Below are 26,278 nucleotides of genomic sequence, written 5' to 3'. Positions count from 1 at the left end.
GTCAGTTCACCCCGGCGGCGTGCTGGAGCACCGGCAGGGTCACCGCGCCGGCGAACACCCGGCCGTCGTCGGTGACCAGGACGTTCACCACCTTGGTGCTGATCAGCGTGCCGCCGCCGACCGGCTTGCCGAGCGACTTCACCAGCGCCTGCGGGTTCAGGGCCGCGCCCCGGCCGCCGTGCTTGCCGCCCTTGCCGCCGTCCTGCGGCACGTCGACGGCGCCGCCGGGCAGCTGCGCCGAGACCACGGTCGTCCAGCCCTCGCCGATCACGTTCACGCCGCCGTGCTCCTGGCCCGAGGCGTCCCGACCGGCCTTGCCCTCGGGCGCGGAACCCTTGGGCGCGAAACCCTGCGGCACCTCACCCTTGGCGCCCTCGTCGGCCTTGTGCTCCGTCACCTTGGCGCCCTTGGGCACGGTGAAGTCGAAGGTCTTGGCGGCCGGCTTGGCGAAGGACACGTCGGTGAAGTGGACGTCCAGCACGGTGGAACCGTCGACGCCCTTGACCACCACCGAGAGCGGCACCCCGTTGTCGGCGGCGACCGCGATCCGGACCTCGGCGACGGTCGAACCGGACTGCGCGGGCTTGACGCTCAGCTGGTACGCCTTCTGCCCGGCCACGTTGGCGGTGCCGGCCACGGTGACCGACGTGGTGTCCGCGCTCGCGGTCAGGAACTGCCGGGCGGCCTCCTGCGGGGTCGTCGGCACCCCGGTCAGCGGCGCCCCGGCGTGCTTGCCGGCGGTGTCGGGGTGCTGGGCGGCCGCCTGGCCGGTCAGGCGCACGGCGGTGTTGGTCGAACTGTCCCAGGCCCAGGCCTGGTCGCCGTTGTGGACGACGGTGTAGCCGGCCATGTCCTCCAGCAGGTCGACCCGCTGGCGGTCCGGGCCGTCCACCGCGACCCGCAGCGTCTGGTCGCCGCCGAGCAGGCCGAGCAGCTTGGCCTGCGGGTCGGCCGAGGAGGATCCCTGGCCGCCGCCGCGCCCGGCCGCCGCGCCGAGCCCGCCGGCCGCGGCGCCCAGCAGCTGGCTGGGCAGGCCGAGGTCGGTGGAGACGGACACCGTGCCGGAGAGGCTCTGCGCGTCGGAGCCGAGCACCTTGGCCACCAGCTGCTCCGGCGTCAGCGAGGGAAGTTCGGGCGGGGCGTCGGCCGCCAGTGCGGGCACCAGCCCGACCCCGGCGGCGATCACCGCGGCCACCGTCAGCGGCACCCCGGCCCGCACCAGCATGCGCCGCCGTGAGCGGTACGGCACGCCGCCGTCCACGTTGTCCCCCGCCGCCGTGTCATTGGTCATGGCGTCCTCAACTCCTCTACGAACACGAGCGATTGGCTGTGCCCTTCCATTAGAGGCCCGCACCCCGCCCCCGTCATCGCCCTGCGGGTCCAGTTCGGGGTAAACCTCACGGGTACATCGACCCTGAGACGCCCTCAGGGTTGGCTACTCCGAACGTACGAGACCTGGCGTAGGGTCGCGCCATGGACGGAACCGCCATGGACGCAAGCAACCCCCCGACCGCTAACGCGATGCGGCGCGCCCTGCGCCGCGCCCGGGACGGCGTCGCCCTGGACGTCACCGAGACCGCGGTGCTGCTCCAGGCCAGAGGCGAGGACCTGAACGACCTGTGTGCGAGCGCCGCCCGGGTCCGCGACGCGGGGCTGGCGGCGGCCGGGCGGCCCGGCGTCATCACCTACTCCAAGAGCGTCTTCATCCCGCTCACCCGGCTCTGCCGCGACAAGTGCCACTACTGCACCTTCGTCACCGTCCCCGGCAAACTGCGCCGGGCCGGCCACGGGATGTTCATGTCCCCCGACGAGGTGCTGGACGTCGCCCGGCGCGGGGCCGAACTCGGCTGCAAGGAAGCCCTGATCACCCTCGGCGACAAGCCCGAGGACCGCTGGCCCGAGGCCCGCGAGTGGCTCGACGCGCACGGGTACGACGACACCATCGCCTACGTGCGGGCGATGTCGATCCGCATCCTGGAGGAGACCGGCCTGCTCCCGCACCTCAACCCCGGGGTGCTCGGCTGGACGGACTTCCAGCGGCTCAAGCCCGTCTCCGCCTCCATGGGCATGATGCTGGAGACCACCGCCACCCGGCTGTGGAGCGAGCCCGGCGGCCCGCACTTCGGCTCGCCGGACAAGGAGCCGGCCGTCCGGCTGCGGGTGCTGGAGGACGCCGGGCGCAGCTCCGTCCCCTTCACCAGCGGCCTGCTGATCGGCATCGGCGAGACGTACCAGGAGCGCGCGGAGTCGCTGTTCGCGCTGCGCAAGGTCTCCCGGGCCTACCACGGCGTCCAGGAGCTGATCCTGCAGAACTTCCGCGCCAAGCCGGACACGGCGATGCGCGGCATGCCCGACGCCGAACTGGACGAGCTGGTCGCCACCGTGGCGGTGGCCCGGCACGTGATGGGCCCGGCGGCCTGCCTGCAAGCGCCGCCGAACCTGGTGGACGGCGAGTACGGGCGGCTGATCGCGGCCGGCGTCGACGACTGGGGCGGCGTCTCCCCGCTCACCCCCGACCACGTCAACCCCGAACGCCCGTGGCCGCAGATCGAGCGGCTCGCCGAGCGCTCCGCGGCCGCCGGCTTCGAACTGCGCGAACGCCTCGCCGTCTACCCCGAGTACGTGCGGCGCGGCGAGCCCTGGCTGGACCCGCGGGTGCTGCCGCACGTGCGCGCCCTCGCCGACCCGGAGACCGGGCTGGCGAACCCGGACGCGGTGGTCCGCGGCCTGCCCTGGCAGGAGCCCGAGGACCTGCCCGTCTCGTACGGGCGGACCGACCTGCACGCCACCATCGACACCGAGGGCCGCACCGGCGACCGCCGGGCCGACTTCGAGGACGTCTACGGCGACTGGGAGGTGCTGCGCGAGCAGGTGCTCGCCGAGGGCGCGCCCGAGCGGCTGGTCGGCGACCTGCGCGAGGCGCTGGCGGTGGCCGCCGACGACCCGACGCGGCTCACCGACGACCAGGCGCTGGCGCTGTTCCACGCCGACGGCCCGGCCCTGGACGCGCTCTGCCGGATCGCCGACGACGTCCGCCGGGACGCCGTCGGGGAGGACGTCACCTACTGCGTCACCCGGAACATCAACTTCACCAACGTCTGCTACACCGGCTGCCGCTTCTGCGCGTTCGCCCAGCGCCGCACCGACGCCGACGCCTACACCCTGTCGCTGGAGCAGGTCGCCGACCGGGCCGCGCAGGCCTGGGAGGTGGGCGCCACCGAGGTCTGCATGCAGGGCGGCATCCACCCGGACCTGCCCGGCACCGCCTACTTCGACATCGCCCGCGCGGTGAAGGAGCGGGTGCCCGGCATCCACGTGCACGCCTTCTCGCCGATGGAGGTGGTCAACGGCGCGACCCGCACCGGGCTGTCCATCCGCGACTGGCTCCAGCGGGCCAAGGAGAACGGCCTGGACAGCATCCCGGGCACGGCGGCCGAGATCCTGGACGACGAGGTCCGCTGGGTGCTCACCAAGGGCAAGCTGCCGGCCGCCACCTGGGTCGAAGTGGTCACCACCGCGCACGAACTGGGCATCCGCTCCTCGTCCACCATGATGTACGGGCACGTGGACACCCCGAAGCACTGGCTCGGGCACCTGCGGCTGCTCGCCGAGATCCAGCAGCGCTCCCTGGAGACCAACGGCACCGGCGGCTTCACCGAGTTCGTGACCCTGCCGTTCATCCACACCAACGCGCCGGTCTACCTGGCCGGCATCGCCCGGCCCGGCCCGACCGCCCGGGACAACCGCGCGGTGATCGCGATGGCCCGGCTGCTGCTGCACCCGCACATCCCCAACATCCAGACCAGCTGGGTCAAGCTGGGCGCGGAGGGCGCCGCCGAGATGCTCCGCTCGGGCGCCAACGACCTGGGCGGCACGCTGATGGAGGAGACCATCTCGCGGATGGCCGGCTCGGCGTACGGGAGTTACAAGTCGGTGCGCGACCTCCAGGCGATCGCCGAGGCGGCGGGCCGCCCGCACCGCCAGCGCACCACCACCTACGGCGAGGTGTCGGCCGAGCGCCGGGCCGCGGCGCTGGCCTCGGACGGGCACCTGCCGGAGCTGCTGCCGGTCCTGGACTGATCCCGGCCCCGGCCTGCCGGTTCCCCCGGCCCAGCTGCCACCGTACGGGCGGCAGCTGGGCCGGGAAACCGGAGCACGAGGGACGCCCTTGATTCGCTCGGGTCTTCGAATACAGTGCCAGGGCGCGCGCCGCGGCCGTGCGTCGCGCAGCCCCCTGCCCCGAGGAAAGGCGCCCCGTCGTGATGCCACTGTGGTCACGCGCCCAGCAGCAGGACTTCCGCAGCCGGGTGCGGGGCTGTCTGCTCGGCGGTGCCATCGGCGACGCGCTCGGCGCCGGCGTCGAGTTCGAGCAGCTGGAGAAGATCCGGGCCCAGCACGGCCCGCAGGGCGTCACCGGCTACGTCCCCGCGTACGGGCGCACCGGCGCCGTCACCGACGACACCCAGCTCACCCTGTTCACCGTCGACGGCCTGATCCGCGCCCACATCCGGCGCGACACCGGCAGCTGGCACCCGCCCACCGACCTGCACCTGGCCTACCTGCGCTGGGCCGCCACCCAGCGCGACTGGGGCCCCGACGAGCGCCGCCCCGACCTCGGCTGGCTCGGCCGCGAGGAGTGGCTGTACGCCCAGCGCGCCCCCGGCCAGGGCTGCCTGTCCGCCCTGACCGGGGCCGACGCCGAGTACCTCGGCACCGTGGAGCGGCCCAAGAACCCGCACTCCAAGGCCTGCGGCACGGTCGTGCGGGCGGCGCCGTTCGGCCTGCTCACCAGCTGGGAGCCGGGCCTGGTCTTCCAACTCGCGGTGGAGTGCGCGGTGCTCACCCACGGCCACCCCACCGGCTACCTCGCGGCGGGCGCACTCGCGGTGATCGTCCAGAGCGTGGCCCGCGGCGGCACCCTGGAGGAGGGCGTCCACCTCGCCCTGGCGCTGCTCTCCGAGCGGCAGGCGCACGAGGAGACCACCGCCGCGCTGCGGGCCGCGCTGGACGCGGTCCGGGCCGGTGAGCCGTCCGCCGACCGGGTGGAGGCGCTGGGGGAGGGCTGGGTCGCCGAGGAGGCGCTGGCGATCGGGGTCTACTGCGCGCTGGTCGCGCACGACGTGCGCTCGGGCCTGCTGCTCGCCGTCAACCACTCCGGGGACAGCGACTCCACCGGCGCGGTCTGCGGGAGCCTGCTCGGGGTGCTGCACGGCGACACCGCGCTGCCGTCGGGGCTGGTGGCCGGGCTGGAGGGGCGGGGCGCCATCCTCGAACTCGCCGACGACTTCGTGCTGGAGCTGATGCACGGCACCGAACTGCACGATCCGCGCACCCCGGAGGGGCTGACCTGGTCCGAGCGGTACCCGGTGGTGCGCTGAACGGTCCGGGCGGGAAGCGAAGTTCGGGCGGAAAGGCGGTTCGGGAGGAAAAGTTCGGCGGGAAGCGAAGTTCGGGCGGGAACGACAGTTGCCCGTAGCGTCGGCCGCCGGCGAGGGTGACGGCCACTGCTACGGGCAACTGGTCCGAGCTCGGATTCGTACCGGGGGCGCGGGGCCGGGTCGGTGGCCGCCGCCGCAAGGTCAGTGGCGGCCGAACATTCCGGTGGCCGCAGCACTCGCGAACGCGGTCCAGGCCTCGGCGGAGAAGCGCAGCTGAGGTCCCTGAGGGTCCTTGGAGTCCCGTACCGCCACCGCCCCCGTGGCCGGCGTGGCGATCTCCACGCAGGCTCCGTTTCCTCCGCTGTGGCTGCTCTTCCGCCAGCGGGTTCCGTGCTCGGAGGTGGTGCTCATCAGTGGTATCCCTCTTCAATCTCAGCTATCAGTGTCCGGCTCTCCGCCACGCCGAGTGCCGCCGCACGCAGGTAGTCGTACAGACCGGTATAGCGGCGCACGTCCGCCTCCTTCTCCAGGTAGAGATCGCTCGTCACCCCTTCGAAGTAGACAACCGTGGAATCGGCTGACTCGGGGAACTCCAGCAGGGAGAATGTCCCGGTCATACCGGGGTGGGCCCCGGCCGAGAACGGGATCACCTGGATGGTGATGTTCGGGTGCTGGCTCAGCTCCATCATGTGCTTGAGCTGCTCGGCCATCACCTCGCGACTGCCGACCTCGCGGCGCAGCACCGCCTCGTCTATGACGGTCCACAGGCTGCCGAGCTGGTTCTCACCCCGGATGCGGTCCTGGCGCTTCATCCGGACCTGCACCCGGCGCTGCACGGCGAGCGCGTCGGTGTCCGGCTGGGTGCCCTCCACGACGGCCTGCGCGTACTGCTCGGTCTGCAACAGGCCCGGGACGAAGGAGGATTCGTACGCGCGGATCGAGGAGGCCTCGGCCTCCAGCCCGATGTAGACGCTGTACGGGGTCGGCATGTCGTTGAAGTCGTGCCACCAGCCGCGCTGGCGCGACTCCTTGGCCATCTCCATGAGGCTGGCGCGCATCTGCTCGTCGTTCACGAGATAGACGTCGCAGAGGTCGCGCACGTCGCGCTGGCTGATGCTGCGGCGGCCGTTCTCCAGTCGGCTGATCTTCGACTGGGAGACCATCAGCCGGCCCGCCACCTCCTCCGCCGTCATCCCGAGGCCCTCGCGGAGTTTTCGCAGCTCCGAGCCCAGGCGCCGACGGCGCACGGTGGGATTGATGCTCGTCGACACATCGACCTCCGGCCGGACCTCTGGTGATCGTTGGATCGGCAGCCCTCGGAACACTTCGGACATTGGGACCAACCCCCCTGACTTGGAGCAGCATGTCACCTTGGGCCACGTCGGCGTCAGGGAATCACAGCAGCGCAGTAGAACAGATCGTCGGAAAAGCACTTCTGCGAGACGGCGAGGGCCTTCGAGTGGTAATGCGGCTCAGCGGCTCGAACCGGTACGGGCTAAGGATGTGCTCCCCGGCGGCGCAGGTGCCAGTGGCACGTGCGAAGGCAGGACCGCCGGGCTCCCCGGACGGGCCTCGGAGGGCCTTCGGGGACGGCAGAGGGGCGGTCGCCGGGCGACTTCCGTCGCGGGGCGACCGCCCCTCCGTGCTCCTGGTGGTGCGGGTGCTGCTTCGGTGGTGCGTCGGGTCGTTCAGCGCCGTTGCTCAGCGCCGTCGGGCGGCGTGAACGGGGCGGCGCGCGCCGTCGGGGGTGTCGCCGGGCCCGTGGTGCCCGTCCTGCCCGTCCTGCCCGTGGTGCCCCGTTGCGCCGTCGTGCGTGTGGCGCCCCGTCGTGCCCGCTGTCACGGGCCGTACGGGCCGTGCGGGCCGCACGTGCCGCACGTGCCGCGCAGGCCGTACGGCGATCGGTGCGGCGTCCCGTGCGCCCGGGCGGTCCCGGTCAGCGGACGCCGACCCGTGAGGCGGCGACCCGACCGGAGCCCCGGCCGGCCGCGCGGGCGCCGGAACGCCCGGCGCCGGTCCCGGCCCCGGAACCCTGGGAAGAACGGTTCTGCTGCGCCGGCAGGCCGTTCTGCACGTCCATCACGGCGTGCGCGACCATCCCGCCCAGCGGGTCGTACCGGATCAGGTCGCGCAGCCGCGACCGCGAGGACCGGCCCTCGTTGCCCGGATACAGGTGCTTGCCCAGGCCCACGGAATGGGCCAGGGCCGCCAGTGCGGCCGTCCGCGGGTCCGGCGGCACGCCGGTGCGGATGGCGGTGTCCAGCCGCTGTTTGATCGCGGCGTTGGTGCAGTCGTCCGACGCCTGATAACGGGTCGTCGGCAGCACCCCGCACACCTGGCCCGGCACGGCCGTGACCATGCCGCAGCGCTCCAGGTGCGCCAGGTAGGTCTGCCGCAGCCCCAGCCGGGGCCCGCCGATCCAGTGCGCCGCGCGGACCGGACTGCCGCGTCGGCGCAGCAGTTCCAGTGCGTGGTCCAAGGTCGGGTCGCCGGTCGGCCGTGCGAGCACGACAGCGATCCGGTCTCCCTCCGGTACGATCCGTCCGGCCAGGGACAGCTCGACGAGCTGGGCCCCGGCGAGTCCGAGGTCGAGGGTCTGCGGCTGCGCCGTGGTACCCGTGGTCGGGTCCAAAGCGAGCAGCAAGAGTTCCTCGGGAACAGTTCTGCGGCTCTTGCCCATCCAAGCCTCCCCGCGTGGATGAGAGACAGGGTGACGCCTCTCACACGGGCTTGTCGAGTACGCCTCCGAATCGTGACCTTGCGGTGGAGGCGGGGAACCAGGGGCGGCGGGCCCGGCGTCTGACCGGTGAACAGACCGCAGTACGCCCGTGCGACGGCAATAAGCGCCGGTCGGGCGGGGTGTGCGCAGCCGGATCGGCCGGCGGTGGCGGAGACTGTACAGGTACACGGGGCGGGGCGTCGGCTTCCCGAAATCGGGTCTGCCGGTGCCCCGCCGGGCGTTGAGGAGGCTGGGATACGTGGGCGAGTCCCCCGACAGGGTGCTGAGGGACGGCGAGCGGGCGCAGGAGCGCGAACGCGAGCGGACCGGGACGGCCGCCGGCGCGGGCCCGGACCCGGACGGTGCTCCGGACGGCAACCCGAACGGCACCCGGGAGGCCGAGACCGGCCCCGGCGACGCGCCGGCGGCGGGGGCCAAGCGCGGCTCGACCGTACAGCTCCGTGTCCGGGATGTGGACAGCAAGACCACGATGCTGCGGCTGCCGGTGGACAGTGCGACCACCGCGCTGCGACTGCCCGAGGAGCTGACCAAGCCCGCCGGTGACGGAAGTTCCGAGGGTGAGGCCGGAGAGGCGGAGGCCGTGACGGCCGCCGGCGGCGAGGAGAAGGCGGCCGGGCGTCCGGCCGGAACCGACCCGCGTCTCACGATGCGGACGGCTGCGGCGGGCGTGGGAGCTGTGGCGGGGAGTGCGGGGAAGGACGCGGAGAAGGGGGCGGGGGAGGCCGGCGAGAAGGCCGCCTCCGAGGGCGACACGCCCGGGGCCGCCGCGCCCGCCGGGGCCGCCGAGGCCGCCGCGTCCGCCGCGCCCGAGAGCGACGAACCGGACGAGGCGGCAGTCGAGCCGGCCAAGCCCGAGGCGCCGGAGGACCCCAGGCTTCCGCGCGCCGCCATGGCCTCCGCCTCCGCCTCCGGCACCGTGCCGGAGCCCCCGGCACCGACCCCGGTGCCCGAGCCGTCCCCCCTCCCGGAGCCGGTGCCCGAGCCGCACCCGGCGCCCAAGCCCCTCCCCGAACCCGAGCCGCAGCCCGGTCCGGAGCCGCTGCCGAAGCCGGCCCCCGCCCCCGTGCCCGGCCCCGCCCCGGCCCCCGAGCCGCTGCCCACCCCCGACCCGCGGCCGGTGCCGCCCGTCCCGCCACTGCCGAAGCCCGAGCCGCTGCCCCTGCCGGAGCCGCCGCCCGCGCCGGAGAACACCGCCGAGGCGATGGAGGTCCTGGCGACCCTCAACGCGCGCCCGGTCTCGCCGCTGCGCCGCGCGCTCAAGCGGATCACCATCTGGACGGCCTTCCTCGCCGTGGTGCTCGGTGCGGCGGTGGTGGCCCAGCTGCTGCGCCCGCTGCCGGACGCCAAGGTGCGGATGTCCGCCGCGGGCAGCTTCAGCTTCGCCGGCGACCCGCTCGACCTCGCCTGGCCGGCCAAGGGCCAGTCCGCCGCCGAGGTGGTCGGCGTCGGCAGCCTCGGCAGCTCCGGGCAGGAGACGCCGTCCGCGATCGCCAGCGTCACCAAGGTGATGAACGCCTACCTGATCCTGCAGAAGTTCCCGCTGAAGAAGGGGGAGAGCGGCCCGAAGATCACCGTGGACAAGCAGGCCGCGCAGGAGTCCGGCAACGTCGACGAGTCCCGGGTCACCCTCACCGAGGGCCAGGTGCTCACCGAGTACCAGGCGCTGGAACTGCTGATGCTGCCCTCGGCCAACAACGTGGCCCGGCTGCTCGCCCGCTTCCACTCCGGCTCCGAGGAAGCGTTCGTCAAGCTGATGAACGAGACGTCGGCCAAGTTCGGCATGACCAACACCACCTACGCCGACCCGGCGGGCTTCCTCGCGGACACCAAGTCCACCGCCAAGGACCAGCTGAAGCTGGCCGAGCAGGTCATGCAGGACGAGATCTTCCGGCAGATCGTCTCCACCCCGGAGACCAACCTCAACAACGCGAAGATCTCCAACACCAACAACTTGATCAACCCGAAGACCGGGGTCATCGGCGTCAAGACCGGCTCCAGCACCCCGGCCGGCGGCTGCCTGATGTGGGCCGCCTACAAGGAGATCGGCGGTGTGAAGCGGCTGATCATCGGCGTCACCCTGGGCCAGCAGGCCACCTCGCCCAACCCCGGTGACGGCATCCTGCCGACCGTGCTCAAGGTCAGCGGCAAGCAGATCCAGGCCGCGCAGGGCGGCCTGACCGGCCAGACCGTGGTGAAGAAGGGCGACGTCGTCGGTACCGTGGACGACGGCCTCGGCGGCAAGGTCCAGGTCGTCGCGACCAAGGACCTCGTGGTGGCCGGCTTCCCGGGCATCACCGGCACGGTCACCCTGGACGCGGCCAAGCTCGGCCACACCGCGAAGGCCGGCCAGGAGGTCGGCCTGCTGCGGGTGGGCGCGGGCGACGACAAGACGGAGGTCCCGGTGGCCCTCCAGTCCGACCTGAACCCGCCGTCCATCCAGTCCCGACTGGTCCGCACGCTCTGAGACCGCGACGACGGAGGGGGAGCCGGTTCGCCCGGCTCCCCCTCCGTCGTGTTCCCGCGCGCTCCGGGTGGTGCTCGTCAGTTGTCGCGTGTTCCGGGTCCCGCTCGTCAGTTGTCGCGTGCTCCGGGTCCGTCCCGTCAGTCGCCGCGTGTTCCGGGTCCCGCTCGTCAGTTGTCGCGGTCGAGCAGCGCGACCGTGAACCCGCCGAGCGGCGTGACCTGGTCGGGCGCCCCGTACTGCGTGCGGAGAGCCTGCGCCTGGTCCTCCGGCATGGTGGTCAGCGGGTCCTCGGTGTCCCCGAGGACCAGCAGCCAGATCCGCGCCGCCTGCCCCAGGCAGGCCTCCGGCTGCGGGCACGGCGTCGGCGACAGCTCCTCCGCGTCGTCGGCGCTCTGCGCGACGAACACCGGGTACGGGTGGACGTCCGACGGCAGGTAGTAGCTGACGCCCGGCCACACCATCGCCCAGGCCTGGTTGCCCAGCGGGGCCGCCATCCCGTCCCCGGACCGGTAGCCCGCGGCGATCACCCCGGCCGCCGCCCGGAACGGCTCCTCCGACCCGTTGTGCGAGCCCACGTAGCGCACCGCGGGCTGCTTCGGCAGCGCCGCCACGGCCGGGACGGCGAGCAGTCCCAGCGCCAGCAGTCCCACCGCCGCCCTGGCCGGTCCCGGAGCACGGAAACGTTTCGCCCAGGCCGCCGCGACGCCGTACACCGCGCCGACCCCGCCCCCGGCCAGCACCGCCCACGCGGGCACCGTGAACAGCAGGTACCGCTCGATGAAGTACGAGGTGCCGCCCTGCGACACCACCCACACGCCCACCACCGGCAGCCCCGCGAGCAGCAGCGCCTGCCCGGCCTGCACCCGCCGGCCCGGCAGCAGCAGCACCGGCAGCGCCAGCAGCACGAAGGCGTAGAACACCGTGTGCGAGCCGAACAGGTGCTGGCCGAAGTGCACCAGGCCCCCGAGGTTCGGCTTCTCGATCCAGCCCAGCTGCCGGTCCGACTGCCGGCTGCCCAGCAGCACCACCGGCAGCACCGGCACCGCCGCCACCCCCACCGCCACCGGGTACTGCCACAGCAGCCGCCGCTCCGCCGCCCCGCGCGTGCGCCACAGGTGCAGCAGCACCAGCACGGCCTGCCCGGCCACCGTGCTGAACGAGATCAGGTGCCCGGCGCCGGCCACCGCCATCGCCGCGCAGTACGGCGCCCACCGCCGCCACGTCGGCCGCTCCAGCGCCCGCACCAGGAACCAGGTGGCCGCCGCGATCGCGAAGGTCACCAGCGCGTACGCGCGCGCCTCCTGCGCGTACCGCGACACCTCCGGCGGCACCGCGAACAGCAGCCCCGCACCGACCGCCGCCACCCGGTTGCCGAACAGCCGCTCGGCGGTCAGCGCCACGAACGCGGCCGCCCCCGCCATCGCCAGCACGGAGGGTATTCGCAGCGCCACCACGGAGTCGCCGAACACCGCCGTCCAGCCGTGCATCAGCAGGTAGTACGCCCCGTTGCTGGCGTCCACGTGCTGGAGCAGCCGGAGCAGGTCGCCCAACGACCGGGTGGCCACCGTCCAGGTCGCCATCTCGTCCCGCCACAGCTCCGGCGCCCCCAGCCGGTACCCGCCCACCGCCAGCATCACCACCGCGGGCCACACCCACACCTGCCCCAGCAGTCGCACCACCGGGTGCCCAGCAGGTCTCATCGGGTCCTTCGTCTCCTTCGCACGGCGCGGCAAGGCGGTCGAACACATTTCCGGCAGGCTACTTGACCCGCCCTGACCCCTCGTCGGCACCCGCACCCCGACCCGGCCCCGACCCGGCCCCGACCCGGTCCCGGCGCGGCCCCGACCGCTCCTGGCCGGAACGGTCCAGGGCCACTTCCGTCCAGTCGAAGTCCCTTCCACCGCCGTTGAGCTGCGACGAAGCTGGTGACCGCCGCCAGGGAGCACCGCTCCGGGCGGCACCGGAGAGCGCGTCACCGCGGGACGCGACCACCGGATCCCACCCTCACGTCGCAGCAGGAGAGGACACCGTCATGCTCCGCACCGTCATGACCGAGGCCGCCGCGGTCGCCATCCTCGCCGTCGCCGGCCGGGCTGCCGCTGCGGCCGCCCCTTAGGTCCTGTCCAGCCGGCCGCTGCCGCGGTCGCCCCGCGACCCGGCCCGGGGCTGACGGCCCCACCACCTCGCCCCGGCCTCGCCGGGCCCCACCGACCGGCTGCTCCTGCGGGGCGGCCGTCCCGCCGGGCCCGCTCCCGGGGCAGGCAGATCCGAGCGCCGCACCCCGGCCTCGCCGAGCGCCGCACCCCGGCGCCCCGCACCAGCGCGTCGAACCGCCGCCAGACCGGCTGCTCCCGCAGGGCAGCCGACCGGAATCCGCGCGCCGCGTGAGCCGCCCGTCACCGTCGGGCCCCGGGCACCTCGAAGCCGGGCCCACCCGCCAACCCCGTCCACCACGTCCGGAGGTCCGCCATGTCCGCCAACCGTTCGAAGCTCGCCAACGTCGCCCTCGCCGGGGCCCTCGCCCTCGGCGCGGTCGTCTCCACCGTCTCGCTGACCGCACCGGCGCAGGCCGTCGGCACCTCGTCCGTCAACGGCTCGATCAGCCGCTCCGAGATCATCGCCCGGGCCCAGAACTGGGTCGACCAGGCGGTGCCGTACAGCCAGAGCCTGTGGCACAGCGACAGCAACGGCTCCTACCGGCAGGACTGCTCCGGCCTGGTCTCGATGGCCTGGCACCTCGGCTCCAGCCGGGTCACCTCCACCCTCGACGACATCTCCACCCAGCTCGGCAGCCTCGACGACCTGCAGCCCGGCGACATGATCGACAACATCAGCACGCACGTCGTGCTGTTCGCCGGCTGGACCGACGGCAGTCACAACACCGCCGTGGTCTACGAGGAGCCGCGGCCGGGCCTGGCCGCCCGCAAGATCAACTACTCGCGCAGCTCCCTGATCAGCGGCGGCTTCAAGCCCTTCCGCTACGACAGGACCGTCGACAGCGCCCCGCTGCCGCCGAAGCAGACGCCCGTGGGCTGGGGCGCCCAGGTCGTGGTGAACGGCGGCGGCAACGTCTTCCACACCACCCGTTCCTCCAACGGGAGCTGGACCGGCTTCGGGAACGTGGAGAGCGCCGCGGGCGACATCGGCGGCGTCCAGTCCATCGCGGACGCCGGCATCAACGGCGACACCCACGTGCTCGCCGTCGGCGGCGACGGGAACATTTACCACACCATCCGTCACTCCGACGGCAACTGGGACCGCTTCACCGACATCGGCCCGCAGACCAACAAGCTGGGCAACGTCACCAAGGTCTCCGCGGTCTCGATCGGCGGTGACCTGCACGTCGTCGCCGTCGCCGACGGCAAGCTCTTCCACACCGCCCGGCTCGCGAACGGCACCTGGCTGCGGTTCGGCGACATCACCCCGGCGGGCGGCGCCGTGACCAGCGCCTCGGTCGCGAGCGTCAACGGCGAACTCCAGGTCGTGACGGTCTCGGGCGGCACGGTCTACCACGCCATCCGCGCCGTCAGCGGCTCCTGGTCGGGTTGGGGCAACGCCTACGACGCCGCCGGGAACATCGGCCCCGCGCAGGACGTGGCGGTCGCCGGCACCGGCACCGACGCGCAGATCGTCGTGGTGAACAACAACGGCCAGCAGTTCCACGGCATCCGCTACGGCAACGGCACGTGGCAGCCGTTCGCCGAGCTCGCCCCCGTGATCGGCTCGTTCAACGCCAACCGGGTCAGCGCGGCCAACATCGACGGCGAGTTCCAGGCCGTCTTCATCACCAACGACGACCGGATCATGCACACCATCCGTGACGGCTCCGGCAGCTGGGACCCGGCGGCCCCGATCCAGCTGAACGGCGTGAGCGGCAACCACTACGCCGTCTCCATCGGCGGCACCTACAACTGACCGCCCCCGCCCGCCGGTTCCACCCGCCGGCCCACCGCTGCCCCGCCGCGGTGGGTCGGCCCCCTTGTCGCAGCCGAGCACCGCCCCCGGCCCGGCGAGCAGCCGTCACCGCCCGCCCCGACGCCCCGTCGCAGCCCTGAGGGCGGCACGCCCGGGCCCGCCATCGGCAAGATCGCGAAGCCGCCGTCCGGGCGCCGCCCGACCCGCTACACTGAGCCGGTAGCGGCTTGCCCTCGGGCCGGCCGCCCCGGATCCGCTTACGGGATGCAGTCGCTCCCCGGCGGATCCTCGCCTCAGTAGCTCAGGGGATAGAGCACGGCTCTCCTAAAGCCGGTGTCGCAGGTTCGAATCCTGCCTGGGGCACCACCACGCGTGGCCGCAGGCCCCCGCCCACCAGGGCGGGGGCCTGCGGCGTTTCCCGGGCCGGGCCCGGCTCAGGCCAGGGCGAAGAGCGCGCGCGGGGCAGTCGGGCGGGCGTTGGCGGCGGCCAGGTCGGCGAGCATGGTCTCGCTCTCCCGGGCGGCGCGCAGGACGGCCGGGTCGAGGTCGACGACGACGAGTTCGCGCCGGTCCTCGCCCGCCTCGGCGAGCAGCCGGCCGTCCGGGGCCCACACCGCGCTGCCACCGCAGGTGTGCCAACCGCCGGTGTGGCCGATGTGGTTGGCGAGCACCGTGTAGAGGGTGTTGTCGAGCGCGCGGGCGGGGAACCAGGTGCGGGACTCGTGGTGGCCGTGGCCGACGCTGAACAGCGCGCCGACCAGGTAGGCGTGGCAGCCGTCGAGCGCGGCGGCGCGGGCGTGCTCGGGGAAGCCCGAGTCGTAGCAGACGCCGAGGCCGAGCCGCCAGCCGTCCAGCTCCAGGGTGCAACCGGCCGCCCCGGGGCGGTAGTAGCCGCGTTCGGCCTTGAACAGGTGCTGCTTGTCGTAGCGGGTGACGAGGCCGCCGTCCGGGCCGAGGACGAAGGCGGAGACCCGCAGCTCGTCGCCCACCTGCGCGGCGGCGCCGACGATCGCGGCGGTGCCGGTCGCGCGGCAGGCCTCGGCGATCGGCGCGAGGCGCGGATCGCCGGGCTGGACGGCGCACTTGAGCGGGTCGGTGCGGATCAGCTCGGGCTCGTAGCCGGAGAGGAACTTCTCGGCGAACAGCACCAGGCGGGCGCCGGCCGCGGCGGCCTCGCGGACCAACTCGGCGGCCTGGGCGGCGTTGGCGGGTATGTCGCCGGCCACGGCCTGGGCCTGGACGGTGGCGAGCCGCAGTGGGCGCTCGGGGTGACGGACGGCGACGGCGGGGACCGGGTCGGGAGGCATGGCCGTCACGCTAGCGGACGGCTTCGGGCAGTCCCGGACGACCCTGTACCGGCCCTGGGCGGCCCCGGACGACCGCACGCGGATGCCGGTGGTCTCAGTGGACGGCCTCGTCCGGGTGGTCGGTGGCGGCGTCGCCCAGCGGGTCGGTGCCGCGCGGCGACCGGACCGACGGCACGGTGATCCGCTGGACCCTCGGCCGGGTACGCCAGTTGACCCGCCGTACGTCGCGGGCCAGCGCGCCCGGTCGCCAGAGTTCGACGACGGCGGTCACGGCGCCCAGCACGAACCCGGCGGCCAGCCAGCCGGCGACCACGTCGCTCGGCCAGTGGACCCCGAGGGCGATCCTGGTCCAGCCGATGGTCAGTACCGTCGCCGCCGCCACCGCGCAGGCGGCGATCCGTCCGCGTCGACGGACCCGGTACCAGACCAGGCCGACCAGCACCGCGCAGGTGATCGCCGAGGCCATGGCGTGCCCGGAGGGGAAGGCCGGGCCGCCGGCGTGCGAGACCGGGTCGGCGAAGGAGGGCCGTTGGCGGCCGACAGCCAGCTTCAGCGCCCACTGGCCGCCCCAGCCGACCAGGGTCTGGGCGGCCACCCAGCCGGCCAGGACCCGGGCGCCGATCAGCCACAGCCAGACGGCCGCGATGCCGAGCAGGGTGCGCATCGTGACCGTGCCGCCGATGTCGGAGAGCGTCTGCACCGAGGCGGTCCAGATCCGGTGCTGCCGGGCGAAGGTGTGCAGTTCGCCGATCCAGCTCTGGTCGAGCTGTTCCAGCGGATGCCAGTGCCGGGTCACCAGGGCGGCCAGGAGGCCGAACAGCGCGGCACAGACCACCGCGAGCGCCGAATCCCGAAAGAGGCGGCGGTGACGCGCAGTGACGGTGGTCGAGCTGTTGGTCAGGTGCATGGCTGACACCTTCCCAGTGTCCCGGGCCGATCAGGACCACGGGTGATAGCGATTCGGCATCGTTTGTGGGGAGAACCTGCGTGTGCCGGGGTGCGGGCGCCGGCGGAAGGCGGGGGCGGAAGGCGGGGGCGCGCGGGAACGCGCGTACCCGTTCGCGGGTTTCACCCTGTACAGCGGCCGGTGGGGCGGCGCGCGCGTGTGCGGGGCGTGACGAAAGTGCTCGAAAGCGGTCGCGAAAACGACACCGAAGGTGCTCGACCGGTCACTCGGTGTCCATAGCCGGGGTGAAAACCGGCAGCATACTGCATCGCGGGGAAGAATCTGAGTAACTTGGGAATGTTGTCCGGATTCTGTTCGTTGGATCGTTACGTGTGAGCCCCGCGGGGCCCGCATTTCTTGCCCTCTCGGGGGGCAGGCAGGCAGACCTCGGCAATTCCAGCAAAGGGAGCAAGCATGGCCACCCGTGCCGTCGTTCGCGACAGGGCCGACCGGACTCGCGCGGCCCGCCCGACCAACCTTGAGGCCGACCGCGACCTGGTCGGTATGTACCTCGACGAGATCGCCAGGACACCCCTGCTCGATGCCGCCGAGGAGGTCGAGCTCTCACTGCGGATCGAGGCCGGCGTGTACGCCCAGCACCTGCTGCAGGAGGGCGTGTTCCCCGACGGCGTGAAGCGCGAGGAACTGGAGGCGATAGCCGAGGACGCCGAGCGCGCCAAGGACGTCTTCATCCGCTCGAACCTCCGGCTCGTGGTGGCGGTCGCCCGCCGGTACCCGCGCAGTGGCCTTCCGCTGCTGGACCTCATCCAGGAGGGCAACGCCGGCCTGGTGCGCGCCGTCGAGAAGTTCGACTACGCCAAGGGTTTCAAGTTCTCCACCTATGCCACCTGGTGGATCCGGCAGGCGATCACCCGGTCGATCGCCGACCAGTCCCGCACCATCCGGCTGCCCGTGCACCTGGTCGAGGAGCTGGGGCGGATCCGGCGGGTGCAGCGGGAGAAGTCCAAGGAGCTGGGCCGGGAGGCCGAGCCGGCCGAGATCGCGGCCGAGCTGGACACCACCGAGGCCCGGATCAAGGACGTGCTGGACTGGGCCCGCGACCCGGTCAGCCTCAACATGGCGGTCGACGACGAGGGCGAGACCCAGTTCGGCGACCTGGTCGAGGACACCGGGGCGACGTCCCCCGAGGACGCCGTGATGGTCATGCTCCGCCGCGAGGAGCTGGACGGCCTGATCGGGCGGCTGGACGACCGCACGGCCTCGATCATCCGCTCCCGCTACGGGATGGAGGACGGCCGCGAGCGCACCCTCACCGAGGTGGGCAAGCAGCACGGCCTCACCCGCGAGCGGATCCGCCAGATCGAGAAGCACGCGCTGGCCGAGCTGAAGAAGATCGCCGACCACGCGGGCTTCGAGGCCGCCTGAGAACCCGAGCAACTGCCTGCGGCTCCATCCCCGCCCCGGGCCCTGGTGCGGAGCACTCCGCACCAGGGCCCGGGGTGTGTCGCGGGGCTCTTAGGCTGGAGGGACAGGACGATCCGGACGGCAGTCGACGGGAAGCGGAAGTGAGCAGGGTGAGCGAGCAGGGGCAGGCGCGGGAGCAGGAGCAGGGACAGGGGGAGCAGCAGGGACGGGAGGAGCGGCCGGCGGCGCCGAAGGCCCGGCTGGTCTTCCGGGACCCGCTGGACCAGCAGTCCCGGGACGACACCGACACCGGCTGGGGTGAGCGCCCCGGGGCGGGGGAGAGCGGTGGGCGGGGGCTGGACTGGTACCTGAGCCAGCGCCCGCCGCACCACGGGGACTGAGGCGTGGCGCTCAGCGCTGCGGGGCGACCAGCGCGTCGCGGATCTCGGTGAGCAGTTGGACCTCCTTGGCCTCGGCCTCCGCCAGCGTCTCGGCGGTGCTCTTCCGCCTGGCGGCCAGCCTGTTCATGGGCACGATCAGGACGAAGTAGACGACGGCCGCCGTGATCAGGAACTGCAGCAGGGCGCTGAGCACCGATCCCCACAGGATGAGGATTCCGGACGTGACCTCGCCGGTGGCGTTCAGCTCGCAGGGCCCCTTGAGGCAGGAGCTGTAGGACGCCAGGTCCTTCGTTCCGAAGACGCCGACGATCGGATTGATGACGCCCTTGACGAAGGCGTTGACGATGTTGGTGAAGGCCGCGCCGATGACGACGGCGACGGCGAGTTCGACGACGTTTCCACGCAGCAGGAATTCCTTGAAGCCTTTCATGCCGCCGTGAACGACGAAGTCGTTGCCCGGTTACGGGTGATCTTCCGTTGGTCCGGATTGACAACCCGTCCGGCTCACCGGGCCGCCCGGGGGCGGCGGCAGCCCGGCCCGCGCGGGCCCGACCGCGAGCGCCGCGGCCACCGCGAGCAGCACCAGCGAGGGCACCCCGGCCCGGCGCCGTACGGCGTGCCGCCAGCGGTGCCACCCGCCGGCCCCGCGCCGGATCGGCGGGAAGCGCGGCACCTCCCGCCGGGGCGGTACAGCGGGTGCGGGCAGCGGTACGGAGAGGCTCATCGTCGTCATGGTCACCACCGAGGTCGTGGGGGGGGCGCCCCTGTGCGGGCCGGTCGTTCTCCGGCGACCCCTACGATGTGCGCCGCGCCCCGCCCCGGAAAGCCGTTATCCGCAGCCTGTGGACAACTCGGGCCCTGTGGATGAATTCGCACACCCGCACGAGTGCATCCGGCCCGCCCGGGCTGACGAACCGGGGCGGCGAGTGGTGACAGCGAGCAGGGACGACGAAAGGCCCGCCGCCCCGCGAAGAACGCGGGGCGGCGGGCCTTGTCGATGCGCTGTGTGCGTCCGGCGCCGAGGTCAGCTCGCGGCCGGAGCCGGGCTGGAGGAGCTGGAAGAGCTCGAAGAACCGGAGGACGAGGACGTCGAGGACGACGCCGGGGTCGAGCCGGACGACGCCGCCGAGGAGCTACCGGAGGAGCCTGCGCCCACCGTGCTGCTGGAGGACGAGCGGCTGTCGGTGCGGTAGAAGCCCGAGCCCTTGAACACGACGCCCACGGCCGAGAAGACCTTGCGGAGCCGTCCCTGGCAGTCGGGGCACGTGGTCAGCGCCTCGTCGGTGAACTTCTGCACCGCCTCCAGGCCGTTGCCGCACTCGGTGCACTGGTACTGGTACGTGGGCACTTGTCTTCCTCCTGGCACTCTCGCCTGATGAGTGCTAACGATGGTCAATGATGCGGCATTCCGCTGAATCAGTCCAGCGACTCCGATGTGAGATGAGCCGTGGCCGAGCCGCGAACGCTCTTCCACCGCGGCTTCGCGCGGTGCGCCACCGCGTGCCCGCTCAGCCCTTGGCCGCGCCCACCAGCTGCGCCGCGGCGCCGCGCTCCGGTGCGGCCGCGACCACCTGGCCCGGCCCGCCCGGAGCGGTCAGCAGGTGGCGCAGCGACACCAGCGCGATCAGGCCCAGGCCGGCGCCGGCCACCGGCACCAGGAACCCGCTGGACGGCCCGTGGCCGTCGATCAGCTGCCCGGCGATCATCTGGCCGACCGCCAGGCCGAGGCCGATGGCGCCGGTCAGCCAGGTGAACGCCTCGGTCTTGGCGCCGTCCGCGACGAGGGTCTCGACCAGGGTGTAGCCGCTGATCAGGGTCGGCGCGATGGCCAGGCCGCAGACCAGTCCGGCGGCGGCGAGCGCGACCAGGTTGGGCATCGCCCACAGCGTGGAGCAGCCCAGCACCAGCAGGGCGTAGCTCATGACCATCCGCTGCTGCACGGACCGCCGCCAGGCGATCACGCCGTACAGCACGCCGGCCACCATCGAGCCGCCGGCGAAGATCCCGTACACGGTGCCGGCGGCGCCGTGCTGCCCGACCGAGTCGGCGAAGGCGTTCACCGAGACCTGCATGCCGCCGAACACGGCGCCCACCCCGAGGAAGGCCCCGGCCAGCAGCCGGACGCCGGGGGAGGCGAGCGCGGAGGCGCGTCGCACGCCGGGCTGGGGCAGTGCCCGGGCGGGCGCGGTGCGCCGCTGGGCGGCGAAGGCCAGGCCGCCGACGAGGGTCAGCGTGGCCTCGGCGATCAGTCCGGCCGAGGGGCTGACCGTGGTGGCGACGGCGGTGGCCAGGATCGGGCCGATCACGAAGGTGAACTCGTCCGTCACGGACTCGAAGGCGAACGCGGTGCCCACCTTGGCCGCGGACGAGGCGGACGCGCCGTCCGCGGTGAACTCGGCGATCCAGCGGGCCCGGACCATGGCGCCGATCTGCGGAACGCTCGCGCCGGCCGGGACGGCGGCCAGGAACAGGCTCCAGGCCGGTGCGTGGCCGAGCGCCAGCGCGATCAGCGCGCCGACCGAGGCCGCGTGCACCACGACGGTCGGGACGAGGACGGCGGTCTGGCCGTACCGGTCGGCGAGCCGGCCGGTCTGCGGGCCGATCAGGGCCTGGGCGACGGCGGCGACGGCCGCGACGGTGCTCGCGGTGCCGTACGAGCCGTGGGTGTCCTTGACGAGCAGCAGGATGCCCATGCTGAGCATCGCGTACGGCAGCCGCGCGAGGAATGCCGGCGCCAGGAACGTCCAGGCGCCGGGCGTGCGCAGCAGTGCGCCGTATCCGACCCGCACGGGGGCGGGGGCGCCGGCGGCATCGGCGGTGCCGTCGGCGGGGGTGGCGTTGGCGGTGTCACGCGGGGTCGCGGTGTCCGCGGGGTCGTCGACCGTTCGGCGGGCCGTCACGGTCGGTCCTTCCTGCTGCCTGGTAGCGCGGCAGGGCATGGGGTGGCCCCGACGGCGCCGAGAGTCGTCCTCTCGCGCGTCGACCGGGGTAGATACCGGGCCGGACCGGCGTGGTGGCCGAGGTCCGGACCGCGGCCGCCGAACGGTCGCGCCAACTCTGCTTCAGGCAGATGCTGGGTGTGATCTGACCATCATACATATACGCGCGTAGATGTCGCGCGCATCCCCAGACTACAAGGCACGTCCAAAACTGTCCTGCCCATCGAAGGTGAACAGCGGGTGAGGCCTTCCGGTCTTCCGGTCACCACCCGCCGCCCACCCGCCGGGCTCACCGCCCGTGCAGCCACCCCGCGAGCTTGCCGCCCTTGTCCACGGCCCGCAGCCGCCGCTCGGCCGCCTCGCCGACCTCGTCCGTGGTGACCACTAGCAGCTCGTCCCCGCCGCGCAGCACCGTCGCCTTGTCCGGCACGAAGGAGCTGCCCTCCCGCACCACCAGGGTGACGGCGGCCCCCTTGGGCAGCCGCAGCTCGCTGACCTCCACGCCGGACATCCGGGAGCCGGGGGAGAGCGTGACCGACAGCAGGTGCCCGTGCAGCTTCTCCAGCGGGGCGGACTCGATGTCCAGGTCCTGGCCCATCGAGCCGTCGCCGATCCGCAGCTGCTTGGCCACCCAGGGCAGGGTCGGGCCCTGGAGCAGGGTGAAGACGACGACCAGGATGAAGACGATGTTGAAGACGTCCTGGGCCTTCGGCGCGCCCGACACCAGCGGGATGGTCGCCAGCACGATGGGCACCGCCCCGCGCAGTCCGGCCCAGCTGAGCAGCGCCTGCTCCCGGCCCGGCACCTTGAACGGGGTCAGCGTCAGCACCACGGACAGCGGCCGGGCCAGGAAGACCAGCACGCCGCCGATCACCAGCGCGGGGACCACCGCGGAGCCCATGGTCTCGGGCGTGCAGAGTAGGCCGAGCAGCACGAACATGCCGATCTGCCCGATCCAGGCCAGGCCGTCGGCGAAGCCCCGGACGGCCGGGCCGTGCGGCAGCTTGGCGTTGCCGAGGATCACCGCGCAGATGTAGACGGCGAGGAAGCCGGAGCCGTGCAGCAGCGCGCCGCCCGCGTAGGCGAGCACGGTCAGCGCCATCACGGCGATCGGGTACAGGCCGGAGGAGGGCAGTGCGACGTGCTTGATCCCGTACGCGCCGAGCTTGCCGACCGCGAAGCCGACCGCCGCGCCGATCGCCAGCTCGGCGATGATCGTGCCGACCAGGACGTACCAGGAGTCCAGCTCGCCGGTGGTGGCGAAGGCGACGACCAGGATGACCACGGGCGCGTCGTTGAAGCCGGACTCGGCCTCCAGCAGGCCGGTGAGCCGGTGCGGCAGCGGGACCATGCGCAGGACGGAGAAGACGGCGGCGGCGTCGGTGGAGGAGACGATCGCGCCGAGCAGCATCGAGGTCCGCCAGTCCAGGCCGACCAGCCAGTGCGCGCCGGCCGCGGTGACGAACACGCTGACCCCGACGCCGACGGTGGCGAGCACGGTGGCGGCCGGCATCACGGGTCTGACCTCGCGCCAGCTGGTCTTGAGGCCGCCCTCGGCGAGGATCACCACGAGGGCCGCGTAGCCGAGCACCTGGGTCAGCTCGGCGTTGTTGAAGGAGACGCCGATGCCGTTCTGGCCCAGGGCGACGCCGATCCCGAGGTAGATCAGCAGGCTCGGTAGCCCTGAGCGGGTGGATATCCGCACGGCGACCACCGCGACCAGCAGGATCACGGAGAACTCGAGGAGGAGCTGGTTCAGGTGGTCGATGTTCACGCAGTGGCACCTCGTGCAGGCAGGGGCGGGCGGGGTGTCTGGTGGTGCTGGAGGGTGCGACCCGTTAAGAAGGCGTCAATGCTCCTGTTGCGGATCGTTACTCAGTCTAACATTTTGCCATATCTTTAGTTTCTTTTCCTCCCCGGGCCCCCAACCGCCGCTTCCAGGCCTCCTCGTTGACCTCCTCCGATCCCACGGTGAGCGTCCCCCGTGCACGCCGCTCGGCCGACTCGGCCTAATGTGGTGCCCTGTCACGGCCCCCGGCCCTGGACACGCCCGCCCGCCCCGAAGTCAGGACCGCAAGGACCCAGATGCCCCGCTCGAAGAAGTTCCGGCGCGCCCGTCTGATCGTGATCGTGCTGGTCGTGCTGCTGGTGGCCGGCGTCGGCTACGGCGGCTACCGCGGGGTCACCGCGGTCCGCGCGTCCTTCCCGGAGGTCGACGGCACCGTCAAGGTGGCGGGCATGAGCGCGCCGGTCGACGTCAAGCGGGACGCCAACGGCATCCCGCAGCTCTACGCCGACACCAACGAGGACCTCTTCCGCGCCCAGGGCTACGTCCAGGCGCAGGACCGCTTCTGGGAGATGGACGTCCGGCGGCACATCACCGCCGGCCGGCTGTCCGAGATGTTCGGCGACGGCCAGGTCGACACCGACGCCTTCATCCGCACCATGGGCTGGCGGCAGGTGGCGCAGAAGGAGTTCGACACCAAGCTGTCGGCCGACACCAAGAAGAACCTCCAGGCCTACGCGGACGGCGTGAACGCCTGGCTCGGCGAGCACCCCGGCGGCGAGAAGGCCTCGCTGGAGTACGCCCTGCTCGGCGCCGTCAACGGCGACTACCAGCCCGAGCAGTGGAGCCCGGTCGACTCGGTGGCCTGGCTCAAGGCGATGGCCTGGAACCTCTCCGGGAACCTCCAGGAGGAGATCGACCGCTCGCTGCTGGCCCAGGACTTCGGCCCGGACAAGATCGCCGAGCTGTACCCCGACTACCCGTACACCCGCAACGGCACGATCGTGAAGACCGGCACGGTGGCCGGCGACAACTACCGCCCCGCCGACGGCTCGCCCCCGTCCGGCGGCGGCACCGCCACCACCCAGGGCGCGGCCACCACCAAGGCGCTGCTCCAGGGCCTCACCGACCGGATCGACGGCATGCCGCAGCTGCTCGGCCGCCCCGGCCAGGGCATCGGCTCCAACTCCTGGGTCGTCGCCGGCACCCACACCACCACCGGCAAGCCGCTGCTGGCCAACGACCCGCACCTCGGCCCCGGCCTGCCCTCGGTCTGGTACCAGATGGGCCTGCACTGCCGCACCAGCTCGCCGGCCTGCCAGTACGACGTCTCCGGCTTCAGCTTCGCCGGCATGCCCGGCGTGATCATCGGCCACAACAAGGACGTCGCCTGGGGCTTCACCAACCTCGGCGCCGACGTGACCGACCTCTACCTGGAGAAGGTCACCGGCCCGGACACCTACCAGGTCGACGGCAAGGACGTGAAGTTCGACCTCCGCAAGGAGACCATCAAGGTCGCCGGCGGCGAGGACCGCACGATCACCGTCCGCACCACCCAGACCGGCGCCCCGCTCATCTCCGACCAGAGCACCGAGCAGCAGAACGTCGGCAAGTACGCCCCCAACGGCAGCGCCGCCCCCGACCGCGGCACCGGCGGCTACGGCGTCGCCCTGCAGTGGACGGCGCTGAACCCCGGCAAGACCATGGACGCGGTGTTCGAGCTGGACCGGGCCCGCAACTGGGACGAGTTCCGGGCCGCCGCCAAGGACTTCGCCGTCCCCGCGCAGAACCTGGTCTACGCCGACGCCAAGCACATCGGCTACCAGGCCCCCGGCGACATCCCGGTCCGCGGCAAGGGCGACGGCAGCTACCCGGCCCCGGGCTGGGACTCCACGTACCAGTGGAAGGGCTCGATCCCCTTCACCGCCCTGCCGTACAGCCTGGACCCGTCCGCGGGCTACATCGTCACCGCCAACCAGGCCGTGGTGGACCCGAGCTACAAGTACTCGCTCACCAAGGACTGGGAGTACGGCACCCGGGCCAAGGAGATCACCGACCAGATCGAGGGCCTGCTCAAGAACAACGGCAAGATCTCGCCGGACGACATGCAGACCATGCAGCTGGACAACACCAGCATCATGGCCAAGACGCTCGTCCCGCTGCTGCTCAAGCAGCAGATCGACGACCCGTACGTGCGCGAGGCCCAGGACCTGCTGAAGGACTGGAACTACCACCAGGACGCCGACTCGGCCGCCGCCGCCTACTACAACGGCGTCTGGCGCCAGCTGCTCAGCCTCGCCTTCGGCCAGAAGTTCCCGGCCGACCTGCGGGCCAAGGGCAACTGCCTGCTGGTCCGCCAGCAGGACGACCCGACCAGGCCGGACAGCTCCAGCAAGATCGTCACCGAGTGCGGCACCCGCGACCCGGGCAAGGCCCAGCCGGACGGCGGCGACCGCTGGACCGAGGTGGTCCGGCAGCAGCTGGACAAGCCGGACAGCTCCTGGTGGACGTACATCGACTCCCAGCACAAGGAGCAGAAGGGCCTGGACAACCTGCTCAAGGAGGCGATGAAGGACGCCCGGCAGGATCTCACCTCGCTGCTCAGCAAGGACATCTCCACCTGGAGCTGGGGCCGCCTGCACAAGCTGACCCTGCGCGAGCAGACCCTCGGCACCGACGACTCCTCGATCGCCTCCGGCGCGGTCCACCGGCTGCTCAACCGCGGCCCGTACCGGCTCTCCGGCGGCTCCGCGGCCGTCGACGCGGCCGGCTGGAACGCGGCGGCCGGCTACCAGGTGGACTGGATCCCGTCGATGCGGATGGTGATCGACCTGAGCGACCTCGACTCCTCGCGCTGGATCAACGTCGGCGGCGCCTCCGGCCACGCCTTCCACGACAACTACAACGACCAGACCGACCTCTGGCTCAAGGGCAAGCTGCTGACCTGGGCCTACACGCCGGACGCGGTCGAGAAGGCCACCAAGCACAAGCTGGTGCTCACCAACGGCTGACCCCGCACGACCCGCACGACCCGCAC

At 72.7% G+C, this 26,278-nt stretch carries 19 protein-coding genes and 1 tRNA gene; 8 read left to right on the top strand and 12 right to left on the bottom strand.

Translation table 11 applies throughout. The annotated features are described in order from the left end of the window. Position 1: 1 nt before the first annotated feature. Positions 2 to 1,291 carry a DUF2092 domain-containing protein gene (locus AB0R04_RS16355; protein WP_363371610.1) on the bottom strand — a complete coding sequence of 430 codons (1,290 nt, stop codon included), beginning with the start codon at positions 1,289 to 1,291 and terminating at the stop codon, positions 2 to 4. A gap of 182 nt (positions 1,292 to 1,473) precedes the next feature. On the opposite strand from AB0R04_RS16355, the gene AB0R04_RS16350 reads away from it, so the two are divergent. Next, entirely contained in the window at positions 1,474 to 4,080 is a 2,607-nt protein-coding gene (locus AB0R04_RS16350; RefSeq protein WP_363371608.1) for a bifunctional FO biosynthesis protein CofGH, read from the top strand. A 182-nt stretch (positions 4,081 to 4,262) separates the two neighbouring features. Further along, positions 4,263 to 5,378, top strand: coding sequence for an ADP-ribosylglycohydrolase family protein (locus tag AB0R04_RS16345; RefSeq protein ID WP_363371605.1), 1,116 nt, complete (start codon positions 4,263 to 4,265; stop codon positions 5,376 to 5,378). Between the two features lie 201 nt (positions 5,379 to 5,579). On the opposite strand, the gene AB0R04_RS16340 is transcribed toward AB0R04_RS16345, so the two are convergent. The 3 genes from AB0R04_RS16340 to AB0R04_RS16330 form a co-directional block, all read right to left on the bottom strand. Next, positions 5,580 to 5,789, bottom strand: a complete 210-nt coding sequence (locus AB0R04_RS16340) for a DUF397 domain-containing protein (protein WP_363371603.1) — start codon at positions 5,787 to 5,789, stop codon at positions 5,580 to 5,582. Then, positions 5,789 to 6,649, bottom strand: coding sequence for a helix-turn-helix transcriptional regulator (locus AB0R04_RS16335; protein ID WP_063348096.1), 861 nt, complete (start codon positions 6,647 to 6,649; stop codon positions 5,789 to 5,791). Before AB0R04_RS16335 ends, AB0R04_RS16340 begins: the two co-directional genes overlap by 1 nt. Positions 6,650 to 7,314: 665 nt before the next feature. After that, on the bottom strand, positions 7,315 to 8,058 hold the full coding sequence (locus AB0R04_RS16330; protein ID WP_063348095.1) for a GPP34 family phosphoprotein: 744 nt from the start codon (positions 8,056 to 8,058) through the stop codon (positions 7,315 to 7,317). Positions 8,059 to 8,356: 298 nt separating this feature from the next. Here AB0R04_RS16330 and AB0R04_RS16325 point away from each other — a divergent pair, with 298 nt between their 5' ends. Beyond that, a complete protein-coding gene (locus AB0R04_RS16325) occupies positions 8,357 to 10,582 on the top strand; it encodes a hypothetical protein (protein ID WP_363371599.1) in 2,226 nt (741 codons plus the stop codon). A 167-nt stretch (positions 10,583 to 10,749) separates the two neighbouring features. Here the strand turns inward: AB0R04_RS16325 and AB0R04_RS16320 are convergent, their stop codons facing one another. Further along, on the bottom strand, positions 10,750 to 12,282 hold the full coding sequence (locus tag AB0R04_RS16320) for a glycosyltransferase family 39 protein (protein WP_363371597.1): 1,533 nt from the start codon (positions 12,280 to 12,282) through the stop codon (positions 10,750 to 10,752). 769 nt (positions 12,283 to 13,051) lie between these two features. Here AB0R04_RS16320 and AB0R04_RS16315 point away from each other — a divergent pair. Together AB0R04_RS16315 and AB0R04_RS16310 are read left to right on the top strand one after the other, a co-directional pair. After that, the gene (locus tag AB0R04_RS16315) at positions 13,052 to 14,497 is read left to right on the top strand and encodes a hypothetical protein (RefSeq protein ID WP_363371594.1); all 1,446 of its coding nucleotides are present in this window, start codon (positions 13,052 to 13,054) and stop codon (positions 14,495 to 14,497) included. A gap of 290 nt (positions 14,498 to 14,787) precedes the next feature. Next, a tRNA-Arg gene (locus tag AB0R04_RS16310) sits at positions 14,788 to 14,863 on the top strand. Positions 14,864 to 14,931: 68 nt separating this feature from the next. Here AB0R04_RS16310 and AB0R04_RS16305 read toward each other — a convergent pair. Continuing rightward, entirely contained in the window at positions 14,932 to 15,804 is an 873-nt protein-coding gene (locus AB0R04_RS16305) for a carbon-nitrogen hydrolase family protein (protein WP_363371592.1), read from the bottom strand. A 94-nt stretch (positions 15,805 to 15,898) separates the two neighbouring features. Beyond that, on the bottom strand, positions 15,899 to 16,711 hold the full coding sequence (locus tag AB0R04_RS16300; RefSeq protein WP_363371590.1) for a phosphatase PAP2 family protein: 813 nt from the start codon (positions 16,709 to 16,711) through the stop codon (positions 15,899 to 15,901). Positions 16,712 to 17,164: 453 nt separating this feature from the next. On the opposite strand from AB0R04_RS16300, the gene AB0R04_RS16295 reads away from it, so the two are divergent. Then, the gene (locus tag AB0R04_RS16295) at positions 17,165 to 18,136 is read left to right on the top strand and encodes a sigma-70 family RNA polymerase sigma factor (protein ID WP_363371588.1); all 972 of its coding nucleotides are present in this window, start codon (positions 17,165 to 17,167) and stop codon (positions 18,134 to 18,136) included. A 140-nt stretch (positions 18,137 to 18,276) separates the two neighbouring features. Further along, the gene (locus AB0R04_RS16290) at positions 18,277 to 18,516 is read left to right on the top strand and encodes a hypothetical protein (RefSeq protein ID WP_363371587.1); all 240 of its coding nucleotides are present in this window, start codon (positions 18,277 to 18,279) and stop codon (positions 18,514 to 18,516) included. A 10-nt stretch (positions 18,517 to 18,526) separates the two neighbouring features. On the opposite strand, the gene mscL is transcribed toward AB0R04_RS16290, so the two are convergent. The 5 genes from mscL to AB0R04_RS16265 form a co-directional block, all read right to left on the bottom strand. Next, complete coding sequence (mscL, locus tag AB0R04_RS16285; RefSeq protein WP_063348087.1) at positions 18,527 to 18,946, bottom strand: large conductance mechanosensitive channel protein MscL; 420 nt, start codon at positions 18,944 to 18,946, stop codon at positions 18,527 to 18,529. Between the two features lie 30 nt (positions 18,947 to 18,976). Further along, positions 18,977 to 19,240 carry a hypothetical protein gene (locus AB0R04_RS16280; protein ID WP_363371584.1) on the bottom strand — a complete coding sequence of 88 codons (264 nt, stop codon included), beginning with the start codon at positions 19,238 to 19,240 and terminating at the stop codon, positions 18,977 to 18,979. Positions 19,241 to 19,540: 300 nt separating this feature from the next. Further along, positions 19,541 to 19,864 (bottom strand): FmdB family zinc ribbon protein, encoded by a 324-nt coding sequence (locus AB0R04_RS16275; RefSeq protein ID WP_363371583.1) that lies wholly within the window; start codon positions 19,862 to 19,864, stop codon positions 19,541 to 19,543. A gap of 160 nt (positions 19,865 to 20,024) precedes the next feature. Next, positions 20,025 to 21,305 carry an MFS transporter gene (locus AB0R04_RS16270; RefSeq protein ID WP_363371769.1) on the bottom strand — a complete coding sequence of 427 codons (1,281 nt, stop codon included), beginning with the start codon at positions 21,303 to 21,305 and terminating at the stop codon, positions 20,025 to 20,027. 439 nt (positions 21,306 to 21,744) lie between these two features. Continuing rightward, positions 21,745 to 23,229, bottom strand: a complete 1,485-nt coding sequence (locus AB0R04_RS16265; protein WP_363371582.1) for a potassium/proton antiporter — start codon at positions 23,227 to 23,229, stop codon at positions 21,745 to 21,747. Between the two features lie 311 nt (positions 23,230 to 23,540). Between AB0R04_RS16265 and AB0R04_RS16260 the strand changes: the two genes are divergently transcribed. Continuing rightward, positions 23,541 to 26,252, top strand: coding sequence for a penicillin acylase family protein (locus tag AB0R04_RS16260; protein ID WP_363371580.1), 2,712 nt, complete (start codon positions 23,541 to 23,543; stop codon positions 26,250 to 26,252). Positions 26,253 to 26,278 lie beyond the last annotated feature (26 nt).

The sequence above is a fragment of the Kitasatospora sp. NPDC056731 genome, from assembly GCF_040687675.1.
GTDB lineage: Bacteria > Actinomycetota > Actinomycetes > Streptomycetales > Streptomycetaceae > Kitasatospora.
The sequence above is the reverse complement of the archived record's forward strand: the minus strand, read 5'-3'. Positions and strand labels throughout refer to the sequence as shown.